The sequence below is a fragment of the Caballeronia jiangsuensis genome, from assembly GCF_046030135.1.
GTDB classification, from domain to species: domain Bacteria; phylum Pseudomonadota; class Gammaproteobacteria; order Burkholderiales; family Burkholderiaceae; genus Caballeronia; species Caballeronia jiangsuensis.
In genome coordinates, this window is sequence record NZ_JAQQDB010000023.1 from 43,066 (window position 1) to 68,206 (window position 25,141).

The following is a 25,141-nucleotide window of genomic DNA, read 5'->3' on the forward strand; positions in this document are numbered from 1 at the left end:
GCGCGGAGTCACGCAATGAGCGACGTCATCATCGAGCGGCCGGTTGAGCAGTTGACGGAAGTCGAGGCCAGTCTGAATTATCTGGTGCCTACCGGCGTCAAGCCGAGTTCGTACGCCTACGAACCGCCGCCGGGTGTGCCGCGCCGCACCGGGGAATATCGTACGCATGCGGTAAAGATTGCGAATGCGCGCCTGCGTCCGCCGCCGGCCGGCCTATCGCTGGACCGGAACGGCTTCGAACTGCATCGCGAGCGAAGCGCCGTAAGCGACTATTCGGATGAGGCGTCGATTCGTTCGGCCTACTACGCGCAATCTGAACGGCTGCTCATACAGTGGACCGGTGCGAACCGCGTGGTCATCTTTGACCACACTTTGCGCGATGACAGCGCGTCACGCTCCGGCGGCGTAAAGGAGCCGGTGCATCTGATTCACAACGACCAGACCTTCGTTTCCGGTCCGCGCCGCGTGCGCGATCATCTGCCCGCCGATGAAGCCGCCCAGCTCTTGCGCGGGCGCTTCGCCATCGTCAATCTCTGGCGTCCGATCGGCGAGCCGGTGGAATCTTCGCCGCTCGCTCTGTGCGATTCGCGCAGCATCGATGCGCGCGATGCGGTCGCGCAGGACTTCATCTATCCGACCATGACGGGCGAGACCTACGCCTTCGTTCACAACGCGCAGCATCGCTGGTACTACTTCCCGCAGATGTCGCCCGATGAAGCCATCCTGATCAAGATCTACGATTCGGCCGGCGACGGCGTGGCGCGTTTCACCGCGCACACGGCCTTCGACGATCCTTCCTCGCCGCCGGATGCGCGGCCGCGCCGCAGTATCGAACTGCGCACGCTACTGTTTTTCTGACCGCCCCGCACGCCTTCATGCTCACTGCTGAACCAGTCGCGCCTGCACGGGCGCGACGAAGCCCTTGTAATTGTCGTTGATGAAACGCGCGACCTTGTGACCGGTCAGGTAGTTGATCAGCAGTTGAATGCGCGGGTCCTTGACCAGTTCGCGGCGCGTCGTCAGCACGTTGGCATACGGATTATTCTGCTTGTCTTCGATCGACAGCGCCGTCGACGGATCGACGTCGTTGGTCAGCGCGATATCGCCATTGATGAACGAGGCCTGAACATCCGGCAAGGACTTGGCGCGCAATTGCGTTTCGGTCGGAATGAATTTCAGATGCTTCGGGTTGGCGACGATATTCTTTTCGTCGATGGCTACCGCCGAAGACGAGCCATCGGACTTCGGGTAACTGAGCTTGATGAGACCGTCGTTCTGCAAAATGAAGAGCGCGCGCGGCAGGTTGGTCCGTTCATTGGGCACCAGCAGCGAAGCGCCATCCGGAATATCCTTTACCGAGCGATATTTGGACGAATACAGCCCGAAGACGTTGATCAGCACTGTCGCCACATTCACGATCTGACCTTTGGCTTAAGGGTGCACGGCGATCCACGAATTGAAATAAGGCCGGTGTTGAATGAGATTGGCATCCACGTCGCCCTTGAACAGCAACTGATTCGAGTCGAGTCCCTGACTGCTCTCGATCACCTTGAGCTTGAGGCCGCTGCCGTCCTGATCGGCGAGTTTCTGCACGTAGCGCAGCACGTCGCCTTGCGGCGTGGGGGTGACGTAGACTTTGAGCGGCTCGCCGGAGACAGCGGCTGCGCGAGCCGCCGTCGGCGCAACCGCGGTGAATGCACAGCTGAAAGACAAGGCGACGGCAGCAACAATGGATTGGCCGGATACGGCGCGCTGGAACATGGTGATTTCCTTGGGAGTACTGGTAAAAGTCGTATCAACGTTTGTGCCGTCTGAGTCTGATCCACACATCGCCTGTGATCTGAATGACCTTGACGATCAGAACCATCGACACCACGGCGATCAGGATCAGCTGGGTGAACCCGCGCTGATAACCATAGGTGAGGGCGAAAATCTCCTACGCCACCCGCGCCGATCGCACCGGCAACCGCTGTGCCTTCGACCAGACCGACCAGAATGATGGTTGCCGAGGCGATGATCCCCGACAGCGACTCAGGCAGCAGAATGCGGAAAATGAACTGGCGCGTGGTCACGCCGATGACGCGCGCCGCTTCGATGCGCCCCTGATCCAGTTCGCGCAAGTTGGATTCGATCAGTCGCGAGCAAAACGGCGTGAAGCCCACCGTGAGCGGAAACAGCGCGGCGACCGGGCCGAGCGGCGTACCGATCACCATCCGCGTCACGGGTATGAGAATGACGATCATGATGATGAATGGAATCGACCGGCCTACATTGACGATGGTGTTGACCACCTGATAAAGCACCGGGCGCGGCTTCCAGGAGTCGGGCGCGCTGAGATACAGCAGCAGGCCGATCGCAATACCGAGCGAGATGACCAGCACGCCGGAGAGCGTGGCCATGTAAAGCGTCTGCCCGAGTGCGACCCAGAAATCGGGAATGTATTGTTTCCAGTCGCGGACCATCATGCCACCTTGCCGAGCACGATGCTCTTTTCACGCAGCATCGAGGAAAGCGTATCGCGGATGGTCGGCTGTTTGTCGCGCAGATCGAAATCCACCTTGAAACGTGCGGCTTCCGTTCCGCCGAGTCGCTCGACACTGCCCGATACGACCGAGGCGGTCACATCCAGGCGACGCGCGACATCGGAGAAAAGTGCTTTGTTCTCTTACGTCCGCGAGGATCAGTTCGTAGCGAATCCAACCATTCGAGGGTGCCGGGCCCAGATCCGGCGCGGGCAGTATTGACGTCCCAGCCACGAGTCCGCGTCGTGCAGCAGATCGCGCACGGCGCCGGTTTCGACAGCGCGGCCCTTTTGCACGAGCGTGACGATATCGGCGGCGTAACGGACCACATGCCACGAATGCGTGATGAGCACGATGGTCAGATTCAACTGGCGTTTGAGTCTCAGCAACAGATCGAGGACGACCATGGTCGTATCGGAATCGAGGGCGCTGGTGGCTTCGTCGCAGAGCAGGACTTCGGCGTCAGCGACGAGCGCCCGCGCAATACCCACGCGCTGCGTCTGTCCGCCCGACAACTGTGACGGATAGGCGCGCTCCTTGCCTTGCAGGCCGACCAGCTCGATTAGTTCCGCTGCCTTGCTGCGGCGTATTGCACGCGACACGCCGCGCACCGCGAGCGGCAGTTCGATATTCTCGGCCACGGTCTTGCCGTGAAAGAGATTGAAGTGCTGGAATACCGTCGCCACCTTGCTGAGATAGGCGCGCAGCGCGGGTCCTTGCAAATCCGCGAGCGCCGTGTCGTGGAATCGGATCGAACCGGCGGTGGGCTTGTCGTGCAGGTTGAGCAGGCGCAACAGCGTGCTCTTTCCAGCGCCCGAGGTGCCGACGATTCCGTAGAACGAGCCGGCAGGAATGTCGAGCGAAACGTCGTCGAGTGCGTGGATGGACTCGCCGGCCCTGCTGAAGGTTTTGCTCACATGCTCCAGCGTAAAGACATTGCTCATCTGGCGAAGCGCCTGCGCGCCCTGAAAGTGATGGAAGAAAAAAGGGGAAGCACGCGCGAACGTTCGCGCAGGTCAGAAGGGTAATTCCAGGGGGCTGTGCGCGGGACGATCGGGCTGCCGATGCCAGCCGGTTCCGCGTTGGCGAGAGCGTGATTGTTGGCTGTCTGATCGTCGTATTCAACGAATCAATTTTTATATCCAAATCGCTCACGGTGCGAAGAAGCGCCCGTATTGCGGAACGCATAATTGCAGGTACCATTTGCCCAAACGGGCGACCTCACGACGCTATCATGGCCCGTCACACGCTGTTCTGGAGTGCAAAATGAGTGTCGACATATTCTGGTTTCTGCCGACCTCGGGCGATACCCGCTATCTCGGCGTGTCCGATTTCGGCCGCGCGCCGACCAATGCGTATATGCGTCAGGTCGCGGTCGCCGCAGACGAACTCGGTTACGACGGTCTGCTGATTCCCACTGGCAGCAGCTGTCTCGATCCGTGGGTGACGGCCGCCAGTCTCGTCGCCGTTACGCGACGGATCAAGCTGCTGGTTGCGCTGCGCACGTCGCTTGGCAATGTCACCGCATCGGCGCGTCAGGCGGCCACGCTGGACGAAGCGCTGGGCGGCTGCCTGCTGCTCAATGTCGTGCCCGGCGGCGATGCGACGGAACTCGCCGCCGACGGCGTTTTTTTCTGGATCACGAACAGCGCTACGAATATGCCGACGAATTTCTCGGCGTGTGGCGCAAGCTGTTCTCGGGCGAGTCGATCGACTTCGACGGCAAACATGTGCGCGTGCGCGGCGCCAGGAATTTCCATGAGCCCGTGCAGAAGCCCTATCCGCCACTGTATTTCGGCGGATCGTCGGAAGCGGCACACGAAATCGCGGCCGAACATGTCGACACTTATCTGACATGGGGTGAGCCGCCTGCCGCAGTCGCCGAAAAATTCGCCGACGTGCGCGAACGCGCCGCGCGTCGCGGACGGCAACTGCGCTTCGGCGTGCGCCTCCATGTGATCGTGCGCGAAACCAACGAGGAAGCGTGGGCCGCGGCGGATTCCCTGATCAGTCGCCTGTCCGATGAAGACATCGCGCGTTCGCAGCAGAATTTCGCCCGCATGGATTCGGTCGGCCAGCGACGCATGGCCGAATTGCACGGCGGCCGGCGCGATCGGCTGGAGATCAGCCCGAATCTGTGGGCGGGTGTCGGACTGGTACGCGGAGGAGCGGGCACGGCGCTGGTAGGTGATGCGCAAACCGTCGCGGCACGTTTGCAGGAGTACGTGGGAGCGGGCGCGGATAGCTTCGTGCTGTGGGGCTATCCTCATCTGGAGGAAGCGTATCGCTTTGCCGAACTGGTGTTTCCGCTGCTGCCAGGCAAAGGCCGCGTGACCACCGATGCGCGGCAGACCGGCGGTGCATTCGACATCCGCGCAGTCGACGGCAAGCGATCATGAGTGACGGAAAAAGCGCCGCGAAAGCCGGTCCCGCATGGGGTGTCGCGTTCGGTCTTTTGATGACCGTGACCGCCGCATTATGGTGACGCGGATCACTGATCGTGCCCGACCCCGATGATGAATCGCTGGCCGTCGCGGCGTTGCTTATCGGGGTATTTTCCGTGGTGTACGCGGGGCGGGAATGGTTGCGCGAGAGAAAGCATCTCGCACGCAAATGACGCTTATCTGCGTTGATGCACGGCTCAGCTAGCCATCGAACCAATGGCCTCTTGCAGGGATGTAACCCGCGTGCTGCGTGCCTGCTTGAGGAATATTTCTGCAATGCCCTTGGTCGGAATGCTGGCCTGGACGCGGAGCAGTTCACCGAGCCGCATCCATTGACAGCGGGCGATCTCGTTCGATGGTACCGCTTCGGCCCCGCCGTCGACCTGCGCGATAAAGACAAAATGGCCCGTGCGCATTCCGCGGAATTGGAAGGCATAGCGCATCTGGGTTGCGACGAGGCGGGTTTCCTCGAGCAGTTCGCGCCGTGCGGTGTCCGCCGCGTCTTCGCCGGCCTTTTGCCGCCCGCCCGGAAAGGACCAGCGGCCCGCTTCTCTTGCCACCAGCAGAACATATCCGTCGCGCTCGCATATGACCGTGGATCTTCTCTTCATTTCATTGTCTTTAGGGAAGACCTGACGCAGCCCCGAACAAAACCGTGACAGGTCTCGCGGTGACTGAATGGGTGTCGACGCCATAGTGGCTTACGCCGGACGGCGCGTCGGATACGTCGATCAGGCGCCCGGTCCCGACATTGTAGATAAGAGTGTTGATGGGGGGTGAGTGCGGGAAACGGGGAAGCCAGGAAAACGGTCGTTGTGCCAGCCTGAACAAGTTCCTCGATCAGCTCGGAAACTCATTCGGGTTACTGAATATAGACCGAGACGACGCGTTGTTTTGTGCGCCGCCCAGACCGTTCAATCATCAATACGAAATCCGACCTTCAATGTGACCTGCCAATGTGCGACAGTGTTATTTTCGACCAAACCGCGTGTCTCGGTTACCTGGAACCAGTGAATATTTCGCAGCGTTTTCGAGGCCTTGTTCAATGCGACGCGCACCGCGTCATCGCTCGAAACAGGCGATGAACCGGTTAGCTCGATCTGCTTGTACACGTGATCCGACATGAGGTTTCTCCGCCGTAGTGGAAAGAGTGTGGGAGACGACTCAGCAAGGCGCGCGCCCGCTGAATGATTCAATGCACTACCGTAATGTTTGCCGCATCCGCATGCCGGACAGATTGCATCCCGTGGAGCTTAGCGTCATGTCGAATAAGCCCGGAAGAACGAACGCGGCCAAGCGCCCGCCGCCGACTCGAACTCAGTTGCTTCCGTTGTCAGCCGCGACTGTGCGAACCGTCTCGTTGAGAAACCATCTGGCGCTGCTGGCGATGCGCAACGGATATGGCAGCGCCGAACATATCAGCGAACTGATCAAGACCTTGTATCTGACCTATTTCATCTGCGATCCGAACCGGTTCGAGCCGCCGGTCGAAACCTATCTTGCGGCCGAAGCGATTCTCAAGGCCTTCATCAGAGAGCCGGTCGCACCCGACGCCTGGCACATCGACGATCTTCGATGCAAGTCGATCGAGGCAATCCTGTGCGCGCACGATACCCAGCTTGCCACGACCCCGCTCCATCGGATCACCGAGGCAAGGCGGCGGCTGGACCATAGCCTCAAAAAAGGATGTTTTCCGGATCTGCAGGCGATCCACACGCCTTGCCGCTGATGCCGGCCCATCCCGCAAGCGTCTCCGACGACGCCGCATATGCGACAGCGCGTGCTTTGCTTAGCTCCATACATCATTTAGCCGATTCGACCGCGCGAGATAGCATGGCTCGCCGCGCCGCCCGGCGCTTTGTCCGCGCAGGCGCATTCTTCAGAACACTCTTCCCGGACGCATGAACATGAATCGCCTGACCTCGAAAGGCCGCCGAACCTTCCTCGCCACCGTTCCTGCCGCACTGGCGGGATTCGCCTTGCCGTCCTGGGCCAAATACGAAGACGGGCAGTTTCGGATCGGCTATCAAAAGGCGGCCAGCACGCTCGTGCTGCTCAAGGCCAAGGGTACGCTGGACAAGAAGCTTGCACCCCTCGGGGTGAAGGTCACCTGGACCGAGTTTCCTGCCGGACCGCAGTTGCTCGAAGGGCTGAACGTCGGCGCGATCGACTTCGGGTATGTCGGCGAAGCGCCGCCTGTGTTCGCGCAAGCCGCGGGCGCTGACTTTGTCTACACCGCCTACGAAGTGCCGACGCCGCATGCCGAAGGCGTGGTCGTCGCCAAGGACTCGCCGATCAAGACGGTCGCCGATCTCAAGGGCAAGAAAGTTGCCTTCAACAAGGGTTCGGACGTTCACTGGTTTATCGTCGCGCTGCTGCGCAAGCACGGCCTCGATTACACCGACATTCAGCCGACGTTCCTCGCGCCCGCCGACGCGCGCGCCGCGCTCGAACGCCAGGCGATCGATGCATGGGCGATCTGGGACCCGTTCCTCTCGGCCGCGCAGTCGCAAGGCAATGCACGGTTGCTGGCGGATGCGCATGGCGTCGCCAGTCATCACCAGTTCTTTCTCAGCCAGCGCGAATTCGCGCAGAAGCGCAAAGACGTGATCGGCATCACCATGGAAGAGCTAGGCAAGGAAGGGCAGTGGGTGCGCCAGAACGTGGCGGCCGCCGCCGCGCAACTCTCGCCCATCCAGGGGCTTGATGCCGCTACCATCCAGGCCGGCTTGCAGCACTACGAACACATCTACAAGCCGATCGATGCGCCCGTTCTCGCCGAGCAGCAACGCATCGCGGATACGTTCTTCGACCTGAAGCTGATTCCTCGCAAGATCACGACCCGGGATGCGGTGCTGAGCTGAAACGTCACGCGATGCTGACGCGCCGTTCGAGCCAGCGCGTCAGACGCGATACCGGATAGCAATAGGCGAAGAAGATCACCAGCGTCGCGACATAAGTCAGCACCGTGAAGCTCGATCGCGCCACGGTGCTGCTGGCGATCTGTGCCGTGTCGATCAGGTCATGAATGCCGACCAGCGAGGACAGGGCCGTTCCCATCGTGATGATGGCGTAGACATTGGTCCACGGCGGCAACATGCGGCGCACGCATTGAGGCAGCACGATCAGAACCAGAACCTGGCGCCTCGAAAATGCGAGCGATCGGGCGGCGTCCCACTGGGTGCTCGGTGTGGAGGCGATGGCTCCGCGAAAGATTTCGGCAATATTCGCGCTCGCGGGCAAGGCCAGTGCAAGCGTCACTTTGAGCCAGTCGGGAAACGGCAGGATCTTGCCGAACAGGTTGAATTCGAATGGGAAGACATAGGTGGTGAAGTAGATGAGCACCAGCCAGGGCGCGTTGCGGAAGACCTGAATCAACCCACGCGCCAGACGGCCTGCGACGGAGTGCGACAAGGCCAGCGCGCCGACGATCACGCCTATGGCGGTGCCGATCGCCACGGCGCCGAGGCTGATCAGAACGTTCAATGCGAAACCGCGCGCCAGCGCCGGCGCCCATTCGATCAACCGGCGCAGCGTGTCGATCCGCGAGCCGGACTCGGGCGCTACCGCCCAGAGCAATCCGCCGAACACGAGTACGCCGAGGATCGCAGCGGGTCCGGATGCGAAGCCCGAGCCCGCGCGGATCCGGTTCGATAGTTTCGAAGCCGCGCGGGATTCAGCGGTACGCCGCGCCGCAAAGGTATCAAGTGCCATAGCCGGGAATCCAGAGTCGGTGTTCGAGCCAGCGCCCCGTGCGGCTGACCAGCAACGTCAATGCACCGTAGAACAGCAGGATCAGCAGCATCAGCGCGAGTACGTTATCGCGCTGCGTCCAGATCATGATCGATTGATACGTGATGTCGCCGACCGCGATGGCCGAGGCGAGCGACGAAGCCTTGACCAGTTCCACCGCGTTATTGATCAGCGTAGGCAGTGCGGTGCGCAGCGCCAGCGGCATTTCGATGCGCCAGAAACGCGTGCGCCTGTCCAGTCCGAGGGACTCGGCGCCCTCGATTGTCTGCGCAGGCACTGCGTCGAACCCGGCCCGCAATGCTTCGGCATGAAACGCGCCCTGATGCAGCGATAGCACCAGTACGACCCAGAACATCGGTCGGAACGGGTTCTCGGCGTGGTGCTGCTGCAGCCACTGCGTGATCAGCATGTTCACCACGAGAAACGCGCAGTAAAGCTGCACCACGGTCGGCGTACAACGCGTCAGTTCGATGAATGCGCGTGCACTTGCCGCCATCCATGCGTGGCGGCTGCGTGAAGCCAGTAGCAGCGCGATCCCGGCAACGGCGCTTCCGAGCATCGTCGCAACGATGATTTCGATGCTCACGGCCAGACCATGCAGAAAAGGGTCGCGGTCATAGGCATCGAGCAGGAAGCGGAAGTCCAGACCGTGATGTGCCGCCGTATTCAGCAGCGCATGTAGCGATCCATTCATCTCACGGACCCTTGGGCAGATTCGCGTGCCATTCGACCAGCGCATGAGAGGGCGGCAAGCCCGCTTTGGCTTCGGCAGCAATCAGAAAGCCGCTGCGATGCCAGTCCTCGACAATGCCATTGAGTTTCGCGACCGTATCCTTTTCGCCCTGACGCACCCAGATCACCGACGATGCCGGAATCAGCTCCGGTTGCAGCGTCCGATAGTCCCGCCATTCGGGATCATGCTGCTGCAAGGGATAAAGAAGCGGCGCAGCATCGTGTACGGCAGCGACGCAACTTCCGCCGCGCAGCGCCAGCAAGGACTGCGATGCACCCGGAAACGCGCGCGGCACCGCGCCGTATTGCTCGACCACCGGACGGATATAACTGCTCCCCTGCGATATGCAAACCGGCTTGCCGCGCAGATCTTCCCAGCGCGTGATACCGCTGTTGTTGGCGGTGATGGCGGTACCGCCGACGCGATAGTAAGGCGTAGGCACGTAATCCAGGATCTCCGCGCGCTGCGCGTTGTATTCCATATTCGCGATCAGGATATCGACCTTGCCCTGTTGAAGGAACTGTACGCGCGTCGATGGTTGGACCGAAACTAAATTCACCTTCACGCCGAGCCGTTTGCCGATGTCGTTGGCCAGATCGACATTGATGCCGCGCGGCTGCTGCGTTTGAGGATCGAGCGATCCGAACGGACTGCCGGCGATCATCACACCCACGTCGATCTCATGACGCGAGGCGATTCGGTCAAGCGTGGCGTCCGCGCAGGCCGGACCGCTGAGCGTTGCCAGCAGGGCGGCGATCAGCGCAGGAAACCGAAGCAACGGACGCGTGCGGATGCAGTTTTTGTATAGGGTCGTAATCATGCAGGTCGGATGAACGAGATACGGGCCTCGCACGGTTTTGGCGAACGAGGGCAGCATCGAACGATAGCGAGATCGCCTGGCATCGGAAACGAAACGAATCTGCTAAGCAAATCACCGGCAATGACAAGGGCACATCGCACGGTTTGCGATATGCATGTGCGCAATCGTTGTTTAGCGTGCGCCGGGACGCTTCATAAAATCAAAGGCTGGTCTGAGGCGGGTTTTATCGTGCGAAGGTATCTCGCCCGGACGCATTACCGAACACTATGCCGATTCAGGAGGCCGCATGAATAGCGCCGTTGTCGTCCCGGATATCGAAGCGCGGCAGGCGCCCGATCTGCATGTGCCAGGCGTCTTGCTGTCGATCCGCGATCTGCATCTGGCGTATGACGGCGTGACGGTGCTGAACGGTATCGATCTGGACGTGAAGCGCGGGCAGGCCGTATCGATCATCGGGCCTTCCGGCTCGGGCAAGTCGACGATCCTGCGCTGCATCAACGGGCTGGTGAAGCCGCAACGCGGCACGATTCATATCGATGGAACCGAGGTGGTCGCACAGCAAAGCGAGGCAGAGCGAACTGCATTGCGCAAGCGTGTTGGTTTCGTATTCCAGCAATACAACCTGTTTCCGCACCTGAGCGTGCTCGACAACCTGACCATTGCACCGCGCCGCGTGCTTGGCAAGAGCCGTGCGCAGGCCGAAAGCGAAGCGCATGCTCTGCTCGCCAAGGTTCGGCTGGCCGACAAGGCGCGCGCCTATCCCGGTGCGCTGTCGGGCGGTCAGCAACAGCGCGTTGCGATCGCGCGCACGCTTGCCATGCGGCCGGACCTGATTCTGTTCGACGAAGTGACGTCCGCGCTCGATCCCGAAACCGTAGGCGAAGTGCTCAACGTGATCGGCGAACTTGCGGAGGAAGGGCAGACCTGTGTGCTCGTCACACATGAAATGGCCTTCGCCGCGGAAATCAGCGACGAAGTGTTCTTTACGGAGCAGGGCGCCATCGTCGAACACGGAACGGCCGAGCGCATGTTCGGCAATCCGGTCAACGAGCGAACGCGCCTCTTTCTGCAGCGCGCAAGAGGCGAGAAGCGAAGCTATGCATCGCTAACCCCTGTTTGATAATCTCCCCGATCCCCCATGACTACCGAGCATAACGAACTAATCACAAAGAAGCGCAATGAAAGCGTGCAGGCGTTGCTGGACGATGCGCGCGGTATCGTTGCAGAAGAGGGCGTGACACGCGCAGCGCTCAGGCGGCTGAGCGAGCGGCTTTCCGTGCTGGCTACGAGCCAGGACCTCTTCGATACCGCCGACTTCCCGCCGCCGCAGCCGGACAGTGGCGATACGTCGGTGCGCTATCGGCTCAATCCGGGCGAAGACGGTTTCGCGCTCTATCTGAACTCGCTTCTGCCCGGCAAGACGACGATTCCGCATAACCACGACACGTGGGCGGTGATCGTCGCCGTGCATGGGGAAGAGCTGAATCGCGTCTATCGCCGGGTGGACGATCAGACCGATCCGGACCGTGCGCGGCTCGAACTGGATCGTGAGGTCGCCGTGCGTCCGGGTACGCCGATCGCATTTCTGCCGGAAGACATTCACAGCATCCATGTGGATGGCGCTACACCGACGCTGCATTTTCATCTGTATGGCCGGCCTCTCGAAACGCTGACGGGACGTTTGGGATTCGAACCGGACACGGGCCGCGTGGTGCGTTACAACGCCAGTCATATGCAGCGCTCGACGCAGGCGGTGGGCTGATGTCGGCGCCGCGCGATCGAACCTACACGCGTCTGCTGCATGCGGGCGCGCCGCCGTTCGTCGATGGCGTGGCGCCGGTGAATGTACCGCTGGTGCGCGCCAGCACATTGCGCTTCGAACGTGACGCGACGCGTGCCGAGCTGCATCACCGGCGCGAAGCCGGAGAACCGGTGGCGACTTATGGACGTCACGGCTCGGCGACTCATCGCGCGCTCGAAGCGGCGCTGGGTGAACTCGAAGTGGCGCAGCATCTGCTGCTTGCGCCGTCAGGACTCGCGGCGATTTCGCTGACCTTCATCGCGCTGCTCTCGCCCGGGGATCATGTGCTGGTGCAGGACAGCGTCTACGGACCGGTGCGTGAACGCGTGGAGCCGCTGCTGAGCAGGCTTGGCGTATCGTTTTCGTACATCAGCGCCGGCGCGGGCCTGCCGGCCGACAAGGTGCGTCCGAATACGCGGCTGATCTATGTGGAATCGCCGTCGTCGTTTCTGTACGAGGTGATCGACCTTCCCGCACTGGCGGCGTTTGCGCGAGCGCACGGCGCTCTGCTGGCGGCCGACAACACGTGGGGCGCGGGCTTGTTATATCGTCCGCTCGAACTGGGCGCGGATATTTCGATTCAGGCGATCACGAAATATGTCGGCGGCCATTCGGATCTGATGCAGGGCGCGGTGGCCGTGCGCAACAACGCCATTGCCCGGCGGCTGGCCGAGACACATGATTCGCTTGGTCTGTTCGTCAGCCCCGACGATGCCTGGCTTGCCTTGCGCGGCCTGCGTACGCTTGCCGTGCGGCTGGCTCAGCATCAGCGGCACGCGCTCGAGGTCGCGCATTATCTCGCCGACGCTCGCGATGTCGTCGAACGGGTCTTTTATCCGGCGCTTCCCGGCGATCCGGGACACACGTTGTGGAAGCGCGACTTTCATGGTGCGAACGGACTCGTGTCCTTTTCGCTGCGTGGCGCGCGGCAAACCGATGCCGTCGCATTCGTCGATGCCTTGCGACTGTTCGGCATCGGCGCTTCGTGGGGCGGTTTCGAGAGTCTGGCGCTGATCGCTCCGGCCTCGCGACTCGCGGTTCACAGCTATGCGCACGGCGACGCGCCGGTGGTGCGTCTGCATATCGGACTCGAAGACCCGCGCGATTTGATCGAAGATCTGGCGCAGGCGTTCAGGCGGATTGCAGGTTGATGCGTGCCGGCGCATCGCCGCAGGCAGCCGATGCGAACTGCCCCGCGAGACGCATCAGACCTTAGTCCGGGGCGGCGCGGCAGCCGATATGATCGCCGCCGCGCGCGGCGCGCAAAGGTGCCTATGCGCGGCTGATCGCGCATCAGGCCGGCGCGGTCTTCCTGAAAGGCTGCGGACGCTACATCAATCGAAGCGCGATTCGTTGAAGGAGACCTTGCAGATCCCGACGGCTGTCGGCGACAAGGTGGATGTAGAGCGTTCCGTCGATCACCTGGTAGATGATTCTGTTCTTGCCGGAGATGACTTGTCGGTAACGCCCGTCCGCGAATGCTTCGAGTTCGGCAGGCACATGGCCACTTTCGGGAAACTGGCGGATGGTTGCGATCGTCTCTTGCAACTGCGCCGACGTTTCACGCCACGACTCCCATCCGAAGGTCCGGACGACGTAGGCGCGTACCTCATCGATGCCGATTCGAGCGGTCGGAAGGATTCTGTACTTCAGAAGTGCTCGTTGCATCAGCGAAGTTTTTGCTCACGATCGAGTTCGTCAAGCTCCGAGAAAAACGTGTCGCCGTCTTCATGCTCCGCCTGATCGATGTGCTTTTGACCGATAGCCAGTATTTTCAACAGGGCGATGGTCTGCTGCGTGGCCTCGTAGCTCCGGACATCCTGAACCACGAGCCTGGCCTCGCCGTTCTGCGTGATGATCAGCGGTTCGCCTGAATCCGTCAGATCCTTGACGATCTGCGCGGCCTCGCTTTTCAGATAACTGATGGGTTTGATGTGATCGGCGATGTGCATGTCGACTCCAAAAATTCGCTGCATTCGGACTGAATATAGTCTTTTTTCAGTCTGATTGCAAATGATGAAGATCGACCCGGTTCACGCATCGCCGCGCAGCCTTGCGGCCACGGCGCGCGCAGTCAAATCGAGCAGGAACCCAAGCGCGCCGATCACCACGATGACGGCCGTGAGTTCCGAGTACGCCAGACGGTCGCGCGTATCGAGAATCAGGTAGCCGAGCCCGGCGCTGACGCCGAGCATTTCGGCCGGCACCAGCACGATCCACAGTATGCCGATCGCCAGCCGCACGCCCGTCAGCACATGCGCGGCGATACCGGGGACATAGATGTGCCAGAGCATTTCGGCGCGCGTGGCAGCCAGGCTTTCGCCGAGCTGCACCCAGCGCCGGTCGAGATGGGCGACGCCTGCCGACGTGCTCATCACCAGCGGCCATACCGCTGCGAAGGCCAGCAGAAAATACACGGCATGTTCGCCGACGCCCAGCGACATCACCGCAATCGGCATCCATGAAAGTGGCGAAATCATGCGCAGGAACTGTAGGGTCGGCGACAACGCCTGTTCGAGCCAGCGAATTCGTCCGATCGCAAAGCCAAGCGGCACACCGATCAACATCGCCCAGCTCAGACCCACCGCAATACGCTTCAGACTGGTGAGGATATGCTCGAACAAGCGGTCTTCACTGATCAACGCGGGCAGCGCCTGCCACGCCTTGACCGGCGCGAACTGGGCCGCCATCGCGTTGTGGCCGGCGAGCAATGTGACCGCGAGCCACCAAAGCGCGACGGTCACAACCACCCCGCTTGCACCGAGCACGGCCGCGCGCCAGCGCAAGCTGCCACGCGGCGCGTGCTTCGCTGCAACCGGCGTTTCACGAGCCAGCACGCTAGACAACGATGATCTCCTTGCGCGAATAGTCAGCGCTTTGGCCGAATGCCGCCATGCCGCCTACGGCCTCGATGCTCTTTTTCACGAAGCGGTCATCGACCAGATCGCTCGCGACATGCGAAGGATCGAGCGCTGCAATGAACGGGTTCGAGCCATCCACCTGCGTAGTCTTCAGGCGTCGCACCAGTTCCTCGGTATAACTCGGATACGGATAAGGCTGGAAATCGATGCGTTTCGAATGCCAGTCCGCATGCTGAATGGCGCCGTCGCCGAGATAGCGCTCCTGTTCGCTCGGCTGCGGCGCCAGCACCCGCGCGAGCAGCGGCGCGGCATGCGGCGTGTAGTGGTTCGCGCCTTCCTTCGATAAAAGCCTGGCCGCCTCTTCGGGATGCGCGCGCGTCCACGATTGCGCCTTGACGATGGCATCGACGACCTTCTGCGACCAGGCGGCGCGCTGGGTCAGATCCTGTTCGTGCATGAAGATCACGCAGCAGGCGTGATTGCGCCACACGTCGCCGGTAAAGCGCAGCACCTTGCCGACGTTCAGTTGTTCGGCGGCAGCATTAAACGGCTCGGCGACGATATAACCCGCGATTTGCTTCGATGCCAGCGCGGGCGGCATATCGGACGGCGGCATCACGATCAGATTCACTTCCTTGGGACCTGGCGCGCTGGTACGTTTCAGCACGGGCGTCAGGCCCTGCGCGCGCAGCATGTCCTGCAAGACGACGTTGTGGATCGAATACCAGAAGGGCACGGCAACGGTTTTGCCGCCAAGATCGGAGAGCGAATTCACGTCGGGCGCGACCGTGAGCGCCGACCCGTTGACGTGATTCCATGCGACCACCTTGGCGGGCGCTTTGCTGCCGTATCGCGCCCAGACCGTCATCGGCGAGAGCAGGTGGACGACGTTGACCTGCCCGGACAGAAACGCTTCTACGAGTTGTGCCCAGCTTCGCAGCAGAGTGGGCTTGTCCGCCTTGATGCCGGCTGCGTCGAAATAGCCGTTGTTGTGCGCGACCAGTAACGGCGCGGCATCCGTGATCGGCAAGTAGCCGATGCGCACAGGCGCGTCCGGTTCGGTCGCCGCGCGTGCATTCAAGGATTGCAGCAGCGGCGCAGCACCCGTCACGGTGAACAGCGACGCGAGCTTGAGCCACTCTCGGCGCGACATCGGTAGTTGGCACATCGAATCAGTTTCCCCGCTGAATTCAGGCTGCCTCTTTCATCGAGTTTTGCAGTGCCTGAAGGATTGAAATGCGCAATTCGCCGAGCGAGCGAATCTGCGTTTGTCTGGGATGCGGCAAGTCCACCGGCCAGTTCCCGGCGAGCGTCCCGCGACTGCCGAGCAACACGATTCGATCCGCGACCAGCAAGGCTTCGTCGATATCGTGTGTGACCAGCAGCGCGGATGCGCCCGTGCGGTGAATGACATCGATCAGCAACTGCTGCATGTCGGCGCGGGTGATTTCATCGAGTGCGCCGAAGGGTTCGTCGAGCAGCAAGGCGCGCGGTTCGCGGGCGAGATTGCGCGCCAGCGCCACGCGCTGCGCCATGCCGCCGGACAACTGCGAGGGCAGCAGGGCACGCGCATGTTCGAGACCGACAGCGGCAAGCGCCCGCGTCACGCGTTCCTTGCGATCCGCACGCGCCACATGCGGTTGCCGCCTGAAGGTCAGGCCGAAGGCGACGTTGCGTTCGACGCTGAGCCACGGCAACAGGCATGGGTCCTGGAACGCCAGCGCCACATCCGAGCGCGGACCGCCGAGCGCCTGACCATCCACCTGCACGGTTCCGGACGTGGCGCGCGTAAGTCCTGCGATGGTCCGCAGCAACGAAGACTTGCCACATCCGCTCGGACCGAGCAGCGCAACGATCTCACCCGGCGCGACCGACAAGTCGACACCATTGAGCACGCTGCGGTGCGGATACCGCAAGCTCACGCCATTCGCGACGATCTGCGCGCCCGGCTTCACGCCACGCTCACGGGACGATGCTGCGTCAGTTGCGCTTTCAACTGAACGAGACTGGGCGTGACGATCGGAATGAACGAAGCCTCGCGCACGCGTCGTGCCGTACCGGTCTGGCCGCGCAGATAGCCGCGTCCGCCGCTGGCCTGCACTTCGAGCGAGACGGCGCGGGTGACCGTATCGGCGAGATCGATACGCAACTGGAACAGCGCGGCGGGCCGTTCGAGAAACGTGCCATCCAGTACGCCTGTTCTGAGGTGCGCGCTTTGTTCGCCGAGTTTTGCCTCGGCTTCCGCGACTTCCGCGCGGATCGAATCACGCGACGCCGCGCTCGCTTCTGACGTGGTCTGCAAGGCACGCCTGGCCAATCCGATCGACATGCCGCACTGCAAGCCCAGGAAAGCGGGGCGCACGTGTAACAGCCAGTTGCGCGCATCGGCAGTGAGGCGATAGCTCGCATCGAGCGACACCTCACTGACTTGCAAAGCCGCCGTGTTGCTCGCACGCAGCCCGATCAGATCGAGATCGTCGCTGCGTTGCACGCCGGGTGCATCGTGTGGAATGGCGAAGATGGAAGGCGGCGTGCCGTCTTCATGCTCGAAGGCGGCCGCGGCGATAAAACCCTCGCGGCGCAGATTGGTGATCCACGGCAGGCTGCCGTCGAGCGTGAAGCCTTCGGCACGGCGCGTGGCGCGCATCTGCAAGGCTTCGATATTCGACAAGTACTTCATCGCATTCGACAAGCCAGTCGCGCCCGCAATCTCGCCTTTGAGCAATGGCGCGAGCGTGCGTTCGCGCAGAACGCCGTTGTCGCTGCGCTGTACATATTCGATGAAGGTGCGATGCCCCCACAACACGAACGCCGCCGTCAGCGAGCGTTGCGCGACTGCCGCGACGATATCGATGGCATCCGCAATGGTGCCGCCCGCACCGCCCAGCGTTTCCGGCACGCCGACTGCGGCTGCGCCCGCGCGCACCAGTTGCGGCAGCACTTCGGAGGCGCGCGAAGGATCGCTGTCGAGCGCTTCGGCATGCGTCTCGAGCCACGCAGCGAGCGAATTCATGCGGTCTGCGCCTTCGGTTCCCAGCGATAGGCCTCGAGTTGCGGATTCAACTCGTTGCGCGCCAGATTGTTGGCGAAGTTGCAGAGCGTGGCGAGGCTCACGCCGAGGATGACTTCGAGTGCGCTGGCATAGGTATAGCGTGCTGCTTTGAACGCGGCGAAGGCCTTGTCGGAGACGGCGCCGCGCGTGGCGATCACTTCACGCGTGAAGCTTGCGACCGCGTCGAGCTTCGGATCGGAAAGCTCAGCTTGTGAACGAATTTCGTCGACCAATGCTTCGGGCAACTGCGCCTTCTTGAGGGCGACCGCCGTATGGCCCGCAACGCAAAACCCGCAGCCGTGAATGGCTGCGGCCGTGATCTGCACGACTTCACGTTCGGCCAGCGTCAGGCCGCTGCGGCCATTGATTTCGCCGACGGTCAGATAGGTTTCGAGCGCAACCGGAGCGTTGGCCAGCGAGGCAACCAAATTCGGCAGAAAGCCGTTTGCCGCCAGTGATTTTTGCAGGAACGGACGGCTTGCTTCTGGTGCGGTATCGATGGTTTGAAGCGGCAATCGGGACATGGCATCCTCGGGACGGGCGATCACAATGAACGCATTGTTGAAGATCGTGGCGGCGAGGGCAATGCGAAGCTGTCTCGTGTTTCTGCGGATTCGTCTCGCGCCGGTCAATGCACGCGCGTCTCGGCCGCATCAGCCTGTTCGCGTCCGCGCGCGCGACGGCATGCTCCCGGCTGCAAGCCCGTGATGCGCTTGAACGCTTGCGCAAATGCCGATTCGGACTGGTAGCCCACGTGTTCCGCCGCGTTCGACGTACTCTCGCCGTGGCGCAACATCTCTGCCGCGACTTTCATGCGCAGCAAGGCGAGAAATTGCGCCGGAGGCTGGCCGCATGCCTCGGCGAATTGTTTGCAGAAGCGGGCCCGCGACATATGGCAGAGCGCCGCCATCGTGTGCGTGTTCCAGTCGTCCCCCGGCTTCTCGATGATCGCATTGACCAATGGGGCGAACTCGGCGCGACGCATCACGGACCAGAGCCCGGGCGCGAAATCGTCGCTGCTGGCGAAGGCGCGCAGTGCGTAAAAGAACAAGACGTCGGTGAGCCGATTGATCAGCGGTGAGGGCGCGTCCTGCGCCCGCGCGGCTTCGGCGCGGATCAACTCGAAGGTGGTGCGCGCGCCTGCGAGTTTTACATCGTCATGGCGTGCGATGATGTGCTCGGGCAGCAATCCGCTGATGGCGTCGCCCAGGTCGGAGCGAAACTCGAAGAAACCGCAGGCCAATGCAACACCAGCTTCAGGCTCGCTATTTGCACCGAGCGGCGTCATTGCGCCGATGCGCACGGCAAATGCGTCATCGGCCGGCGCGTGTTCGTCCGGTGAGAGGCAATGCGCGGTGTCGTGCATGAAAAACACGGCGTCGCCCGCAACGAGCCGCGTGCTCCTGGCGGCCCGGCCGAAGCTGGCCGGAAGATGTAGCCAGCACGCACCTTCCAGCACCAGATGGAAACTGGCGCGCTGATGTCCCGCTGTCGAAGCACGCCAGACACCGCAATATTGTCCGACGTGAAACAAGGTGCTGCGCAGTTCCAGACCGGAGAGAAGCCAGTCAGCGGCCTTTTCGGCGGATTTCAGCATGATCGATGGCGCAGGCGCGCGAAGGTCGGCGGTTGAGCGCCGAGCTTAATGATCACTTGCGTGGTTGCTAACCAATATTTGCTGCATTGCATATTCATGGAGGTCATAACCTGGCGGCCCGAATGGGGCACGTCAAACGCGCCTCCCAAATCTCCTTCTCCGCTTTCGACCTGACTAAATCTTCGTTCCTTTGCCTTCGATGCACCGATAAAGTGCAGCTCTCGCCATGCGCGGTCGTCGTTCGACGGCGTGCCGGCAACATACAAAAAGGACCGATATGAGGATCAAAACCTGGGGCGTGATGCTTCCGGCATTGCTGAGCGTGCTGCTTGCAACGGCATCGAATGCGGCGCACGCCGACCGTCTCGATGACATCAAGAAAGCCGGCGTATTGCGGGTCGCCGCATTCGACAGCAACCCGCCTTTCGGCTTCGTCGATCCGAAGAACAATCAGATCGTCGGCCTCGATGTGGATTATGCGAACGCGGTCGCCAAAAGTCTCGGCGTGAAGCTCGAAGTGCAGCCGACCAATCCGGCCAATCGCATCGCGTTTCTGAAGTCGGGCAAGGTCGATCTGGTGTTCGCCAACTTCACCATTACCGACGAGCGCAAGAAGGAAGTCGATTTCAGCACGCCGTACTTCGCATCCGGCACGCAGTTCATTGCAAAGAAGGGCGTGCTGAAGTCGCCGGATCAGTTGAACTCGCTGCGCATCGGCGCGGACAAGGGCACCACCAACGAGCAGCAGGTACGTGCGAAGTTTCCGAACGCGACCATCGTCGCTTATGACGATACGCCGTTCGCGTTCGCCGCTTTGCGCACGGGCAACGTACAGGCGATCACGCAGGACGGACCGAAGCTCGTGGCGCTGCTGGCACGCGTGCCGGACAAAGCCAACTACGAGATTCCCGCCTTCACCATCTCCAACGACTATGAAGGCGTGGGCGTACCGAAGGGCGAAACGCGCCTGCTCGATGCCGTCAACGCCACGCTGACGAAGCTTGAGGCCGACGGTCAGGCCGCCCGGATCTACGATGCCTGGTTCGGTCCGAAAAGCGCCGCGCCCTTGCCACGTCTCTACAAGATCGGCGATCCGCAAAAGAGCAGCTAAGCCGCCGATTCATCCTTCCATTGCCCGCGCCTCGCTCATTCGAGGCGCGGGCTTTCTGCGTTTTCGTTATGGCCGACTGGCTTGAACCCAAGTACTTCGCGTGGCTCGAACAGGGCTTCGTTATCACGCTGGCCTTGTCTGCGTGTGCTGCATTGTGTGCGACCTTGCTCGGTTTGATACTGGCTGTCGCGCGTACGGCGCGCCATGCCGCCATCGCACGAATGGCCGCGCTTTATGTGTTCGTCTTCCGTAACTCGCCGCTGTTGGTGCAACTGCTGTTCTGGTACTTCGGCGCGGCCGCACTGTTGCCGTCCGACTGGATGACGTGGCTCAACACGCCGCATGCAATCGGTTCAGGTCCGCTGACTCTGCGATGGCCGAGCTTCGAACTGTTCGCGGGATGGATCGGCCTGACGTGTTATACGAGCGCGTTCATCGGTGAGGAATTCCGTGCCGGCCTGCGCGGCGTGAGCCACGCGCAGGAGCAAGCGGCCGCCGCGCTCGGCATGGGCCGCTATACGGCGTTGCGCTATGTGATCCTGCCGCAGGCGCTGCGTATCGCGACACCACCGCTCGCGGGGCAATACATGAACCTCGTGAAGAACTCGTCGCTGACTATGGCGATCGGCGTCGGCGAACTGTCGTATATGTCGCGTCAGGTGGATACCGAAACCTTCAAGACGTTCCAGGCATTCGGCACCGCCACCGTGTTTTACGTGCTGACCATCGCGCTGATCGAAGTGGCGCTGGTGGTCTGGCAGCGCACCGGCACGCGCGCTTTGCAGCGAGGTCACGCATGATCGGTATCGATACGGTGCGCTATCTGCTGATCGGCGCGTTTCCGGCGGGACCGCTCGGCGGCGTGGCGTTGACTATTGTGCTGGCCATCACATCGGCGCTGCTCGCGGCGATGATCGGGCTGGCAGGCGGCATTGCGCTGGCCATGACCCGGGGCATCGCGCATCTTTCGCTGACGGCGCTGGTCGCATTCTTTCGGGCGATTCCCGTGCTGATGCTGATTTTCTGGACCTTCTTCCTGATGCCCATTTTGCTGCACGTGAATGTGCCGGGTCTGGCCACCGTCATCTGCGCACTGGCGCTGATCGGTGGCGCATATCTGTCGCATTCGGTACAGACGGGCATCGTGTCGATTGGAGAAGGGCAGCGGCAGGCGGCGTTGTCGCTGGGCCTCACGAAGTGGCAGGCGCTGCGTCATGTGATCCTGCCGCAAGCCGTGCGCGTGATGATGCCTTCGTTCGTCAATCAATGGGTCTCGCTGGTGAAGGACACGTCGCTTGCGTATATCGTCGGCGTGCCCGAGTTCACGTTTCTCGCCAACCAGCTCAATAATCGTTTGATGGTGTATCCCGCGCAGATTTTCCTGATCGTCGGTCTCGTCTATCTGCTGCTGTGCGGGGCCTTGCAGTGGTCGGCAAGCCGCTTGCTGAGGCGGCACGTCGGGGTCCCGGAACGCGGCGCGCAACCTCAGAACATAGGACATCCGCACGCGGTCCGTAAATAACGCATTGGACGAAGCATTCGAGCGGAGTGGTGAAAAGCGTCATCGATCAATCGTTCATACGCTTGCTAAAAATGCTTCGTTGCGAAGCACTGCTGCCCGATGGTCTGATTCAACGACACAACGACCACGGAGAAACCTATGAGCACGGTGCTGGATAATCCGCAAACGCAACATCATCAGGACCTGCGCGTACGGCGTTACAAGCCGCTGGTCGGCGCGGTCATCGAAAATGTCGACTTGTCCGCACCGCTCAGCGACGATAACCGCCAGACGCTGCGGCAGGCGTTGGTCGATCATGGCGTGATCTTTTTTCGTGAACAGGCGCTCACGTCCGAACAGCATGTGGCGCTCGCGCGCATCTTCGGCAATCCGATCCGCAAGAACGTTTATCTGCCGGCGGTGTCGGGTTTTCCCGAGATCGAGGTCATCGCTCACGGCGGCGACAAGACCCGTTCGGGCGGGACGGATAACTGGCACGTCGATGTCTCGTGGCAGCATCAACCGCCCAAGGCCACCGTCCTCCATGCGCAGGAGATCCCGGAAGGCGGGGGCGGTGACACGATCTGGGCCTCGTCGGCGGCTGTCTTCGACCTGCTGGATGCCGATCTGGCCCGCTACTTCGAAAAGCTGACCGCGGTGAATACCTTCATCGCCTCACCCAAGAAAGGCGCGCTCGCCGATCTCCTGAGCGGCTATGAAATTCCCGAGGGCGCGGAAGAGAACAGCGTCGAGGCGGGCCTGGAACGCGTGCGCGACGCCGCGCAGAAATATCCGCCCATCGAGGTGCCGGTCATCAAGACGCATCCGGAAAACGGACGCAAGCTGGTGTTCGTCAACGAAGGGCATACGAGCCATATTCTCGGTGTATCCAAAACGCAGAGTCAGAGCCTGCTGAACTATGTCTACGACCTGATCAAAACGCCGGAAGTGCAGGCGCGCTTCGAATGGAAGCAAGGCGATGTCGCCATCTGGGACAACCGTCAGGTCCAGCACTATGCCGCGCGCGATTACGGGACGGCGAAACGGCGCATCCATCGCATCACGCTCGAACACGACGGCGTGTTCTGATCGGAGGCGCACGCGTGACTGTTATCCGGCGATTCATCCATGTTGCGTTGCCCGTGGCCGCGTTCGCGGCCAGCGCGGCGAGCTACGCGCAAACACCCGAAAAAACCGAACTGCGCTATCAGGGCTGGGCAAGCAAGGTGCTGTATCCCGAGCTTGCCGAAGACCTGGGCTATCTGGCGCCGATCAAACTCAAGTGGGTCGGCAACACCATCAGCGGTCCACAGGATATTCAGGCGGCTGTGACGGGCGATGTCGATTTCGGCGGCGCCTTCAACGGATCGATCGTCAAGCTGGTCGCCGCGCATGCGCCGGTGAAGGCGGTGATCTCGTACGTCGGCACCGACAAGGAGACCAACGGCGGCCTGTTCGTGCTTCAGGACAGCGCGATCAAGGCGCCGCGCGATCTGATCGGCAAGAAGATCGGCGTGAATACGCCGGGGGCCTATCAGCAGTATCTCGTTACGGCGTATCTGCAGAAGTCGGGCTTGTCGCAGGCGGATATCGACAAGGTGACCTTCGTGCCCGCGCCGCCCGTGAATCTCGCGCAACTGCTCAAACAAAATCAACTCGATGCCATCTTTCTCGAAGACATCATCAAGGACAAACTGCTGGCGGATGGCGGGGCGCGCCTGCTCACGACCGATTATGCGCAGTTCGGTTCCTACGGCTATGCGAGTTATCTGTTCACCGATCGCTTCATTGCGCAGAACCCGAACACGGTCCGCAAGTTCGTGGACGGGACCGCGCGCGCCATCGAATGGACGCGAAGCACGCCGCGCGATCAGGTGGTGGCGCGTCTGAAGAAGATCGTCGAGGCGCGGCATCGTAATGAAGATACGTCGATCGTCAATTACTGGAAGTCGCCGGGAGTCGGCGGAAAAGGCGGCGTGATCGCGGCCGACGACTTCACGACCTATATCGACTGGTACGTGAAGAATGGCGTACTGAAGGCCGGTCAGGTGAAACCGGAGGCGGTCTACTCCAACCAGTTCAATCCGTTCAATCAGGCAGTGGCGAGCCACTGATGCATCGGGAGTCGCTTCGATGAGTGCATCGATAGGTATCCGAAACGTATCGAAAGGATATCAGGTCAACCAGCGCGAGCGCTTCGCGATACTCGAAAACGTGTCGTTCCATGTGGCCAGGGGTGAATTCGTCACGCTGGTCGGACCGAGCGGTTGCGGCAAGACCACGCTGCTCGATCTGATCGGCGGACTCACGCAGGCCGATGCCGGCGAGATTCTCATCGATGGCCGCAAGGTCGAAGGGCCGGGGTTGGATCGCGGCATCGTGTTCCAGCAGTACGCGTTGTTTCCGTGGAAGACCGCGCTCGGCAACGTCGCGTTCGGGCTGGAAGCGAAAGGTATCGAGAAGAGAGAGCGCAACGAGCGGGCGCGGCGCTTTCTGGAACTGGTGGGCCTGCATGCGTTCGCGGACCGATACCCGCATCAGTTGTCGGGCGGCATGAAGCAGCGTGTCGCGATTGCGCGCGCATTGGCTTACGAACCGGACGTGCTGTTGATGGACGAGCCGTTCGCCGCCCTCGATGCGCAAACGCGCGAGGCCTTGCAGGACGAGCTATTGCGCATCTGGAAGCGCACCGGCACGACCATCGTCTTCATCACGCATTCGATCGACGAAGCCATTTATCTCGGTCAGCGCGTGCTGGTGATGGCGGCGTCGCCGGGCCGCATTACACATGTGCTGCCGGTCCCTGTGCCGAAGAGCGATATCAGCGAAGACGTGCGTGCGACGCCCGAATTTGTGCGGCTGCGGCACGAGATCGGGCAACTGATCCGCGCGCGGCGCGGCGCGGTCCATTTGCAGGTCGCGCAGGCGGCCTGAATTCCAACCCGA

General features: G+C 61.7%; 28 protein-coding genes and 2 pseudogenes. 13 read left to right on the forward strand and 17 right to left on the reverse strand.

The features are described 5' to 3' along the window. Positions 1-15: 15 nt before the first annotated feature. A complete protein-coding gene (locus tag PQR08_RS23235; protein ID WP_250487817.1) occupies positions 16-858 on the forward strand; it encodes a CmcJ/NvfI family oxidoreductase in 843 nt (280 codons plus the stop codon). Positions 859-879: 21 nt separating this feature from the next. On the opposite strand, the pseudogene PQR08_RS23240 reads toward PQR08_RS23235, so the two are convergent. From PQR08_RS23240 to PQR08_RS23255, 4 genes and pseudogenes are all read right to left on the reverse strand, one after another. Beyond that, positions 880-1,605 (reverse strand): annotated as a pseudogene (locus PQR08_RS23240) (MetQ/NlpA family ABC transporter substrate-binding protein). Continuing rightward, the gene (locus tag PQR08_RS23245) at positions 1,545-2,465 is read right to left on the reverse strand and encodes a methionine ABC transporter permease (RefSeq protein WP_408162426.1); all 921 of its coding nucleotides are present in this window, start codon (positions 2,463-2,465) and stop codon (positions 1,545-1,547) included. Before PQR08_RS23245 ends, PQR08_RS23240 begins: the two are co-directional and overlap by 61 nt. After that, positions 2,462-2,623 carry a hypothetical protein gene (locus PQR08_RS23250; RefSeq protein ID WP_250487819.1) on the reverse strand — a complete coding sequence of 54 codons (162 nt, stop codon included), beginning with the start codon at positions 2,621-2,623 and terminating at the stop codon, positions 2,462-2,464. The genes PQR08_RS23245 and PQR08_RS23250 overlap by 4 nt, the downstream gene beginning before the upstream one ends. Positions 2,624-2,680: 57 nt before the next feature. After that, positions 2,681-3,466: a methionine ABC transporter ATP-binding protein gene (locus PQR08_RS23255; RefSeq protein WP_250487820.1), complete on the reverse strand. Its 786-nt coding sequence runs from the start codon at positions 3,464-3,466 to the stop codon at positions 2,681-2,683. 322 nt (positions 3,467-3,788) lie between these two features. On the opposite strand from PQR08_RS23255, the pseudogene ssuD reads away from it, so the two are divergent. Next, a pseudogene (gene ssuD, locus PQR08_RS23260) lies at positions 3,789-4,921 on the forward strand (FMNH2-dependent alkanesulfonate monooxygenase). A 242-nt stretch (positions 4,922-5,163) separates the two neighbouring features. Here ssuD and PQR08_RS23265 read toward each other — a convergent pair. Both PQR08_RS23265 and PQR08_RS23270 read right to left on the reverse strand, forming a co-directional pair. Further along, complete coding sequence (locus PQR08_RS23265) at positions 5,164-5,577, reverse strand: NUDIX hydrolase (RefSeq protein WP_408162428.1); 414 nt, start codon at positions 5,575-5,577, stop codon at positions 5,164-5,166. Positions 5,578-5,880: 303 nt separating this feature from the next. Further along, the gene (locus PQR08_RS23270) at positions 5,881-6,090 is read right to left on the reverse strand and encodes a dodecin (RefSeq protein WP_408162430.1); all 210 of its coding nucleotides are present in this window, start codon (positions 6,088-6,090) and stop codon (positions 5,881-5,883) included. Positions 6,091-6,161: 71 nt separating this feature from the next. Here PQR08_RS23270 and PQR08_RS23275 point away from each other — a divergent pair, with 71 nt between their 5' ends. Both PQR08_RS23275 and PQR08_RS23280 read left to right on the forward strand, forming a co-directional pair. Then, the gene (locus PQR08_RS23275) at positions 6,162-6,695 is read left to right on the forward strand and encodes a hypothetical protein (protein ID WP_250487823.1); all 534 of its coding nucleotides are present in this window, start codon (positions 6,162-6,164) and stop codon (positions 6,693-6,695) included. 172 nt (positions 6,696-6,867) lie between these two features. Further along, a complete protein-coding gene (locus PQR08_RS23280; protein WP_408162432.1) occupies positions 6,868-7,830 on the forward strand; it encodes a sulfonate ABC transporter substrate-binding protein in 963 nt (320 codons plus the stop codon). Positions 7,831-7,834: 4 nt separating this feature from the next. Here PQR08_RS23280 and PQR08_RS23285 read toward each other — a convergent pair whose 3' ends face one another. The 3 genes from PQR08_RS23285 to PQR08_RS23295 are packed head-to-tail and all read right to left on the reverse strand — an operon-like array spanning position 7,835 to position 10,272. After that, on the reverse strand, positions 7,835-8,680 hold the full coding sequence (locus PQR08_RS23285) for an amino acid ABC transporter permease (protein ID WP_408162433.1): 846 nt from the start codon (positions 8,678-8,680) through the stop codon (positions 7,835-7,837). Beyond that, entirely contained in the window at positions 8,670-9,413 is a 744-nt protein-coding gene (locus tag PQR08_RS23290) for an amino acid ABC transporter permease (protein WP_250487870.1), read from the reverse strand. Before PQR08_RS23290 ends, PQR08_RS23285 begins: the two co-directional genes overlap by 11 nt. A gap of 1 nt (position 9,414) precedes the next feature. Further along, positions 9,415-10,272, reverse strand: coding sequence for a transporter substrate-binding domain-containing protein (locus PQR08_RS23295; protein WP_250487826.1), 858 nt, complete (start codon positions 10,270-10,272; stop codon positions 9,415-9,417). A gap of 286 nt (positions 10,273-10,558) precedes the next feature. Here PQR08_RS23295 and PQR08_RS23300 point away from each other — a divergent pair, with 286 nt between their 5' ends. The 3 genes from PQR08_RS23300 to metC are packed head-to-tail and all read left to right on the forward strand — an operon-like array spanning position 10,559 to position 13,224. Beyond that, a complete protein-coding gene (locus PQR08_RS23300) occupies positions 10,559-11,392 on the forward strand; it encodes an amino acid ABC transporter ATP-binding protein (RefSeq protein WP_284509272.1) in 834 nt (277 codons plus the stop codon). Positions 11,393-11,410: 18 nt separating this feature from the next. After that, on the forward strand, positions 11,411-12,034 hold the full coding sequence (locus PQR08_RS23305) for a cysteine dioxygenase family protein (RefSeq protein ID WP_250487827.1): 624 nt from the start codon (positions 11,411-11,413) through the stop codon (positions 12,032-12,034). Then, positions 12,034-13,224 (forward strand): cystathionine beta-lyase, encoded by a 1,191-nt coding sequence (gene metC, locus PQR08_RS23310; RefSeq protein WP_250487828.1) that lies wholly within the window; start codon positions 12,034-12,036, stop codon positions 13,222-13,224. The genes PQR08_RS23305 and metC overlap by 1 nt, the downstream gene beginning before the upstream one ends. Before the next feature lie 178 nt (positions 13,225-13,402). Here the strand turns inward: metC and PQR08_RS23315 are convergent, their stop codons facing one another. The 8 genes from PQR08_RS23315 to PQR08_RS23350 all read right to left on the reverse strand — a co-directional run bounded on the left by PQR08_RS23315 (position 13,403) and on the right by PQR08_RS23350 (position 19,583). Next, complete coding sequence (locus PQR08_RS23315) at positions 13,403-13,741, reverse strand: type II toxin-antitoxin system RelE/ParE family toxin (RefSeq protein ID WP_250487830.1); 339 nt, start codon at positions 13,739-13,741, stop codon at positions 13,403-13,405. Further along, positions 13,741-14,025 (reverse strand): type II toxin-antitoxin system Phd/YefM family antitoxin, encoded by a 285-nt coding sequence (locus tag PQR08_RS23320; RefSeq protein ID WP_250487833.1) that lies wholly within the window; start codon positions 14,023-14,025, stop codon positions 13,741-13,743. The genes PQR08_RS23315 and PQR08_RS23320 overlap by 1 nt, the downstream gene beginning before the upstream one ends. 81 nt (positions 14,026-14,106) lie before the next feature. Continuing rightward, the gene (locus PQR08_RS23325; RefSeq protein ID WP_408162436.1) at positions 14,107-14,919 is read right to left on the reverse strand and encodes an ABC transporter permease; all 813 of its coding nucleotides are present in this window, start codon (positions 14,917-14,919) and stop codon (positions 14,107-14,109) included. After that, entirely contained in the window at positions 14,912-16,102 is a 1,191-nt protein-coding gene (locus tag PQR08_RS23330) for an ABC transporter substrate-binding protein (RefSeq protein WP_408162438.1), read from the reverse strand. Before PQR08_RS23330 ends, PQR08_RS23325 begins: the two co-directional genes overlap by 8 nt. A gap of 22 nt (positions 16,103-16,124) precedes the next feature. Next, positions 16,125-16,889, reverse strand: a complete 765-nt coding sequence (locus PQR08_RS23335; protein WP_250487835.1) for an ABC transporter ATP-binding protein — start codon at positions 16,887-16,889, stop codon at positions 16,125-16,127. Then, positions 16,886-17,947, reverse strand: coding sequence for an acyl-CoA dehydrogenase family protein (locus PQR08_RS23340; protein WP_408162440.1), 1,062 nt, complete (start codon positions 17,945-17,947; stop codon positions 16,886-16,888). Before PQR08_RS23340 ends, PQR08_RS23335 begins: the two co-directional genes overlap by 4 nt. Next, entirely contained in the window at positions 17,944-18,510 is a 567-nt protein-coding gene (locus tag PQR08_RS23345; protein ID WP_408162476.1) for a carboxymuconolactone decarboxylase family protein, read from the reverse strand. The genes PQR08_RS23340 and PQR08_RS23345 overlap by 4 nt, the downstream gene beginning before the upstream one ends. A 104-nt stretch (positions 18,511-18,614) precedes the next feature. Beyond that, the gene (locus PQR08_RS23350; RefSeq protein ID WP_250487836.1) at positions 18,615-19,583 is read right to left on the reverse strand and encodes an AraC family transcriptional regulator; all 969 of its coding nucleotides are present in this window, start codon (positions 19,581-19,583) and stop codon (positions 18,615-18,617) included. A gap of 301 nt (positions 19,584-19,884) precedes the next feature. Here PQR08_RS23350 and PQR08_RS23355 point away from each other — a divergent pair, with 301 nt between their 5' ends. From PQR08_RS23355 to PQR08_RS23380, 6 genes are all read left to right on the forward strand, one after another. Further along, positions 19,885-20,694 (forward strand): ABC transporter substrate-binding protein, encoded by an 810-nt coding sequence (locus PQR08_RS23355; protein WP_250487874.1) that lies wholly within the window; start codon positions 19,885-19,887, stop codon positions 20,692-20,694. A 68-nt stretch (positions 20,695-20,762) separates the two neighbouring features. Next, a complete protein-coding gene (locus tag PQR08_RS23360) occupies positions 20,763-21,494 on the forward strand; it encodes an amino acid ABC transporter permease (RefSeq protein ID WP_250487837.1) in 732 nt (243 codons plus the stop codon). Further along, the gene (locus PQR08_RS23365; RefSeq protein ID WP_250487838.1) at positions 21,491-22,216 is read left to right on the forward strand and encodes an amino acid ABC transporter permease; all 726 of its coding nucleotides are present in this window, start codon (positions 21,491-21,493) and stop codon (positions 22,214-22,216) included. The genes PQR08_RS23360 and PQR08_RS23365 overlap by 4 nt, the downstream gene beginning before the upstream one ends. A 138-nt stretch (positions 22,217-22,354) precedes the next feature. Beyond that, complete coding sequence (locus tag PQR08_RS23370; protein WP_250487839.1) at positions 22,355-23,284, forward strand: TauD/TfdA dioxygenase family protein; 930 nt, start codon at positions 22,355-22,357, stop codon at positions 23,282-23,284. Between the two features lie 14 nt (positions 23,285-23,298). Continuing rightward, on the forward strand, positions 23,299-24,309 hold the full coding sequence (locus PQR08_RS23375) for an ABC transporter substrate-binding protein (RefSeq protein ID WP_250487841.1): 1,011 nt from the start codon (positions 23,299-23,301) through the stop codon (positions 24,307-24,309). Between the two features lie 19 nt (positions 24,310-24,328). After that, positions 24,329-25,129, forward strand: a complete 801-nt coding sequence (locus PQR08_RS23380) for an ABC transporter ATP-binding protein (RefSeq protein WP_408162444.1) — start codon at positions 24,329-24,331, stop codon at positions 25,127-25,129. Positions 25,130-25,141: the final 12 nt, after the last annotated feature.

What these genes read in the sequence shown, in the direction of transcription:
- PQR08_RS23290 (WP_250487870.1), bottom strand. Translation starts at nt 9,413, where the DNA reads ATGAATGGATCGCTACATGCGCTGCTGAATACGGCGGCACATCACGGT.
- PQR08_RS23300 (WP_284509272.1), top strand. Translation starts at nt 10,559, where the DNA reads ATGAATAGCGCCGTTGTCGTCCCGGATATCGAAGCGCGGCAGGCGCCC.
- PQR08_RS23360 (WP_250487837.1), top strand. Translation starts at nt 20,763, where the DNA reads ATGGCCGACTGGCTTGAACCCAAGTACTTCGCGTGGCTCGAACAGGGC.
- PQR08_RS23370 (WP_250487839.1), top strand. Translation starts at nt 22,355, where the DNA reads ATGAGCACGGTGCTGGATAATCCGCAAACGCAACATCATCAGGACCTG.
- PQR08_RS23245 (WP_408162426.1), bottom strand. Translation starts at nt 2,465, where the DNA reads ATGATGGTCCGCGACTGGAAACAATACATTCCCGATTTCTGGGTCGCA.
- PQR08_RS23315 (WP_250487830.1), bottom strand. Translation starts at nt 13,741, where the DNA reads ATGCAACGAGCACTTCTGAAGTACAGAATCCTTCCGACCGCTCGAATC.
- PQR08_RS23285 (WP_408162433.1), bottom strand. Translation starts at nt 8,680, where the DNA reads ATGGCACTTGATACCTTTGCGGCGCGGCGTACCGCTGAATCCCGCGCG.
- PQR08_RS23320 (WP_250487833.1), bottom strand. Translation starts at nt 14,025, where the DNA reads ATGCACATCGCCGATCACATCAAACCCATCAGTTATCTGAAAAGCGAG.
- metC (WP_250487828.1), top strand. Translation starts at nt 12,034, where the DNA reads ATGTCGGCGCCGCGCGATCGAACCTACACGCGTCTGCTGCATGCGGGC.
- PQR08_RS23350 (WP_250487836.1), bottom strand. Translation starts at nt 19,583, where the DNA reads ATGCTGAAATCCGCCGAAAAGGCCGCTGACTGGCTTCTCTCCGGTCTG.
- PQR08_RS23380 (WP_408162444.1), top strand. Translation starts at nt 24,329, where the DNA reads ATGAGTGCATCGATAGGTATCCGAAACGTATCGAAAGGATATCAGGTC.
- PQR08_RS23265 (WP_408162428.1), bottom strand. Translation starts at nt 5,577, where the DNA reads ATGAAGAGAAGATCCACGGTCATATGCGAGCGCGACGGATATGTTCTG.
- PQR08_RS23270 (WP_408162430.1), bottom strand. Translation starts at nt 6,090, where the DNA reads ATGTCGGATCACGTGTACAAGCAGATCGAGCTAACCGGTTCATCGCCT.
- PQR08_RS23355 (WP_250487874.1), top strand. Translation starts at nt 19,885, where the DNA reads ATGCTTCCGGCATTGCTGAGCGTGCTGCTTGCAACGGCATCGAATGCG.
- PQR08_RS23255 (WP_250487820.1), bottom strand. Translation starts at nt 3,466, where the DNA reads ATGAGCAATGTCTTTACGCTGGAGCATGTGAGCAAAACCTTCAGCAGG.
- PQR08_RS23365 (WP_250487838.1), top strand. Translation starts at nt 21,491, where the DNA reads ATGATCGGTATCGATACGGTGCGCTATCTGCTGATCGGCGCGTTTCCG.
- PQR08_RS23275 (WP_250487823.1), top strand. Translation starts at nt 6,162, where the DNA reads ATGCACTACCGTAATGTTTGCCGCATCCGCATGCCGGACAGATTGCAT.
- PQR08_RS23305 (WP_250487827.1), top strand. Translation starts at nt 11,411, where the DNA reads ATGACTACCGAGCATAACGAACTAATCACAAAGAAGCGCAATGAAAGC.
- PQR08_RS23280 (WP_408162432.1), top strand. Translation starts at nt 6,868, where the DNA reads ATGAACATGAATCGCCTGACCTCGAAAGGCCGCCGAACCTTCCTCGCC.
- PQR08_RS23345 (WP_408162476.1), bottom strand. Translation starts at nt 18,510, where the DNA reads ATGTCCCGATTGCCGCTTCAAACCATCGATACCGCACCAGAAGCAAGC.
- PQR08_RS23235 (WP_250487817.1), top strand. Translation starts at nt 16, where the DNA reads ATGAGCGACGTCATCATCGAGCGGCCGGTTGAGCAGTTGACGGAAGTC.
- PQR08_RS23295 (WP_250487826.1), bottom strand. Translation starts at nt 10,272, where the DNA reads ATGATTACGACCCTATACAAAAACTGCATCCGCACGCGTCCGTTGCTT.
- PQR08_RS23340 (WP_408162440.1), bottom strand. Translation starts at nt 17,947, where the DNA reads ATGAATTCGCTCGCTGCGTGGCTCGAGACGCATGCCGAAGCGCTCGAC.
- PQR08_RS23330 (WP_408162438.1), bottom strand. Translation starts at nt 16,102, where the DNA reads ATGTGCCAACTACCGATGTCGCGCCGAGAGTGGCTCAAGCTCGCGTCG.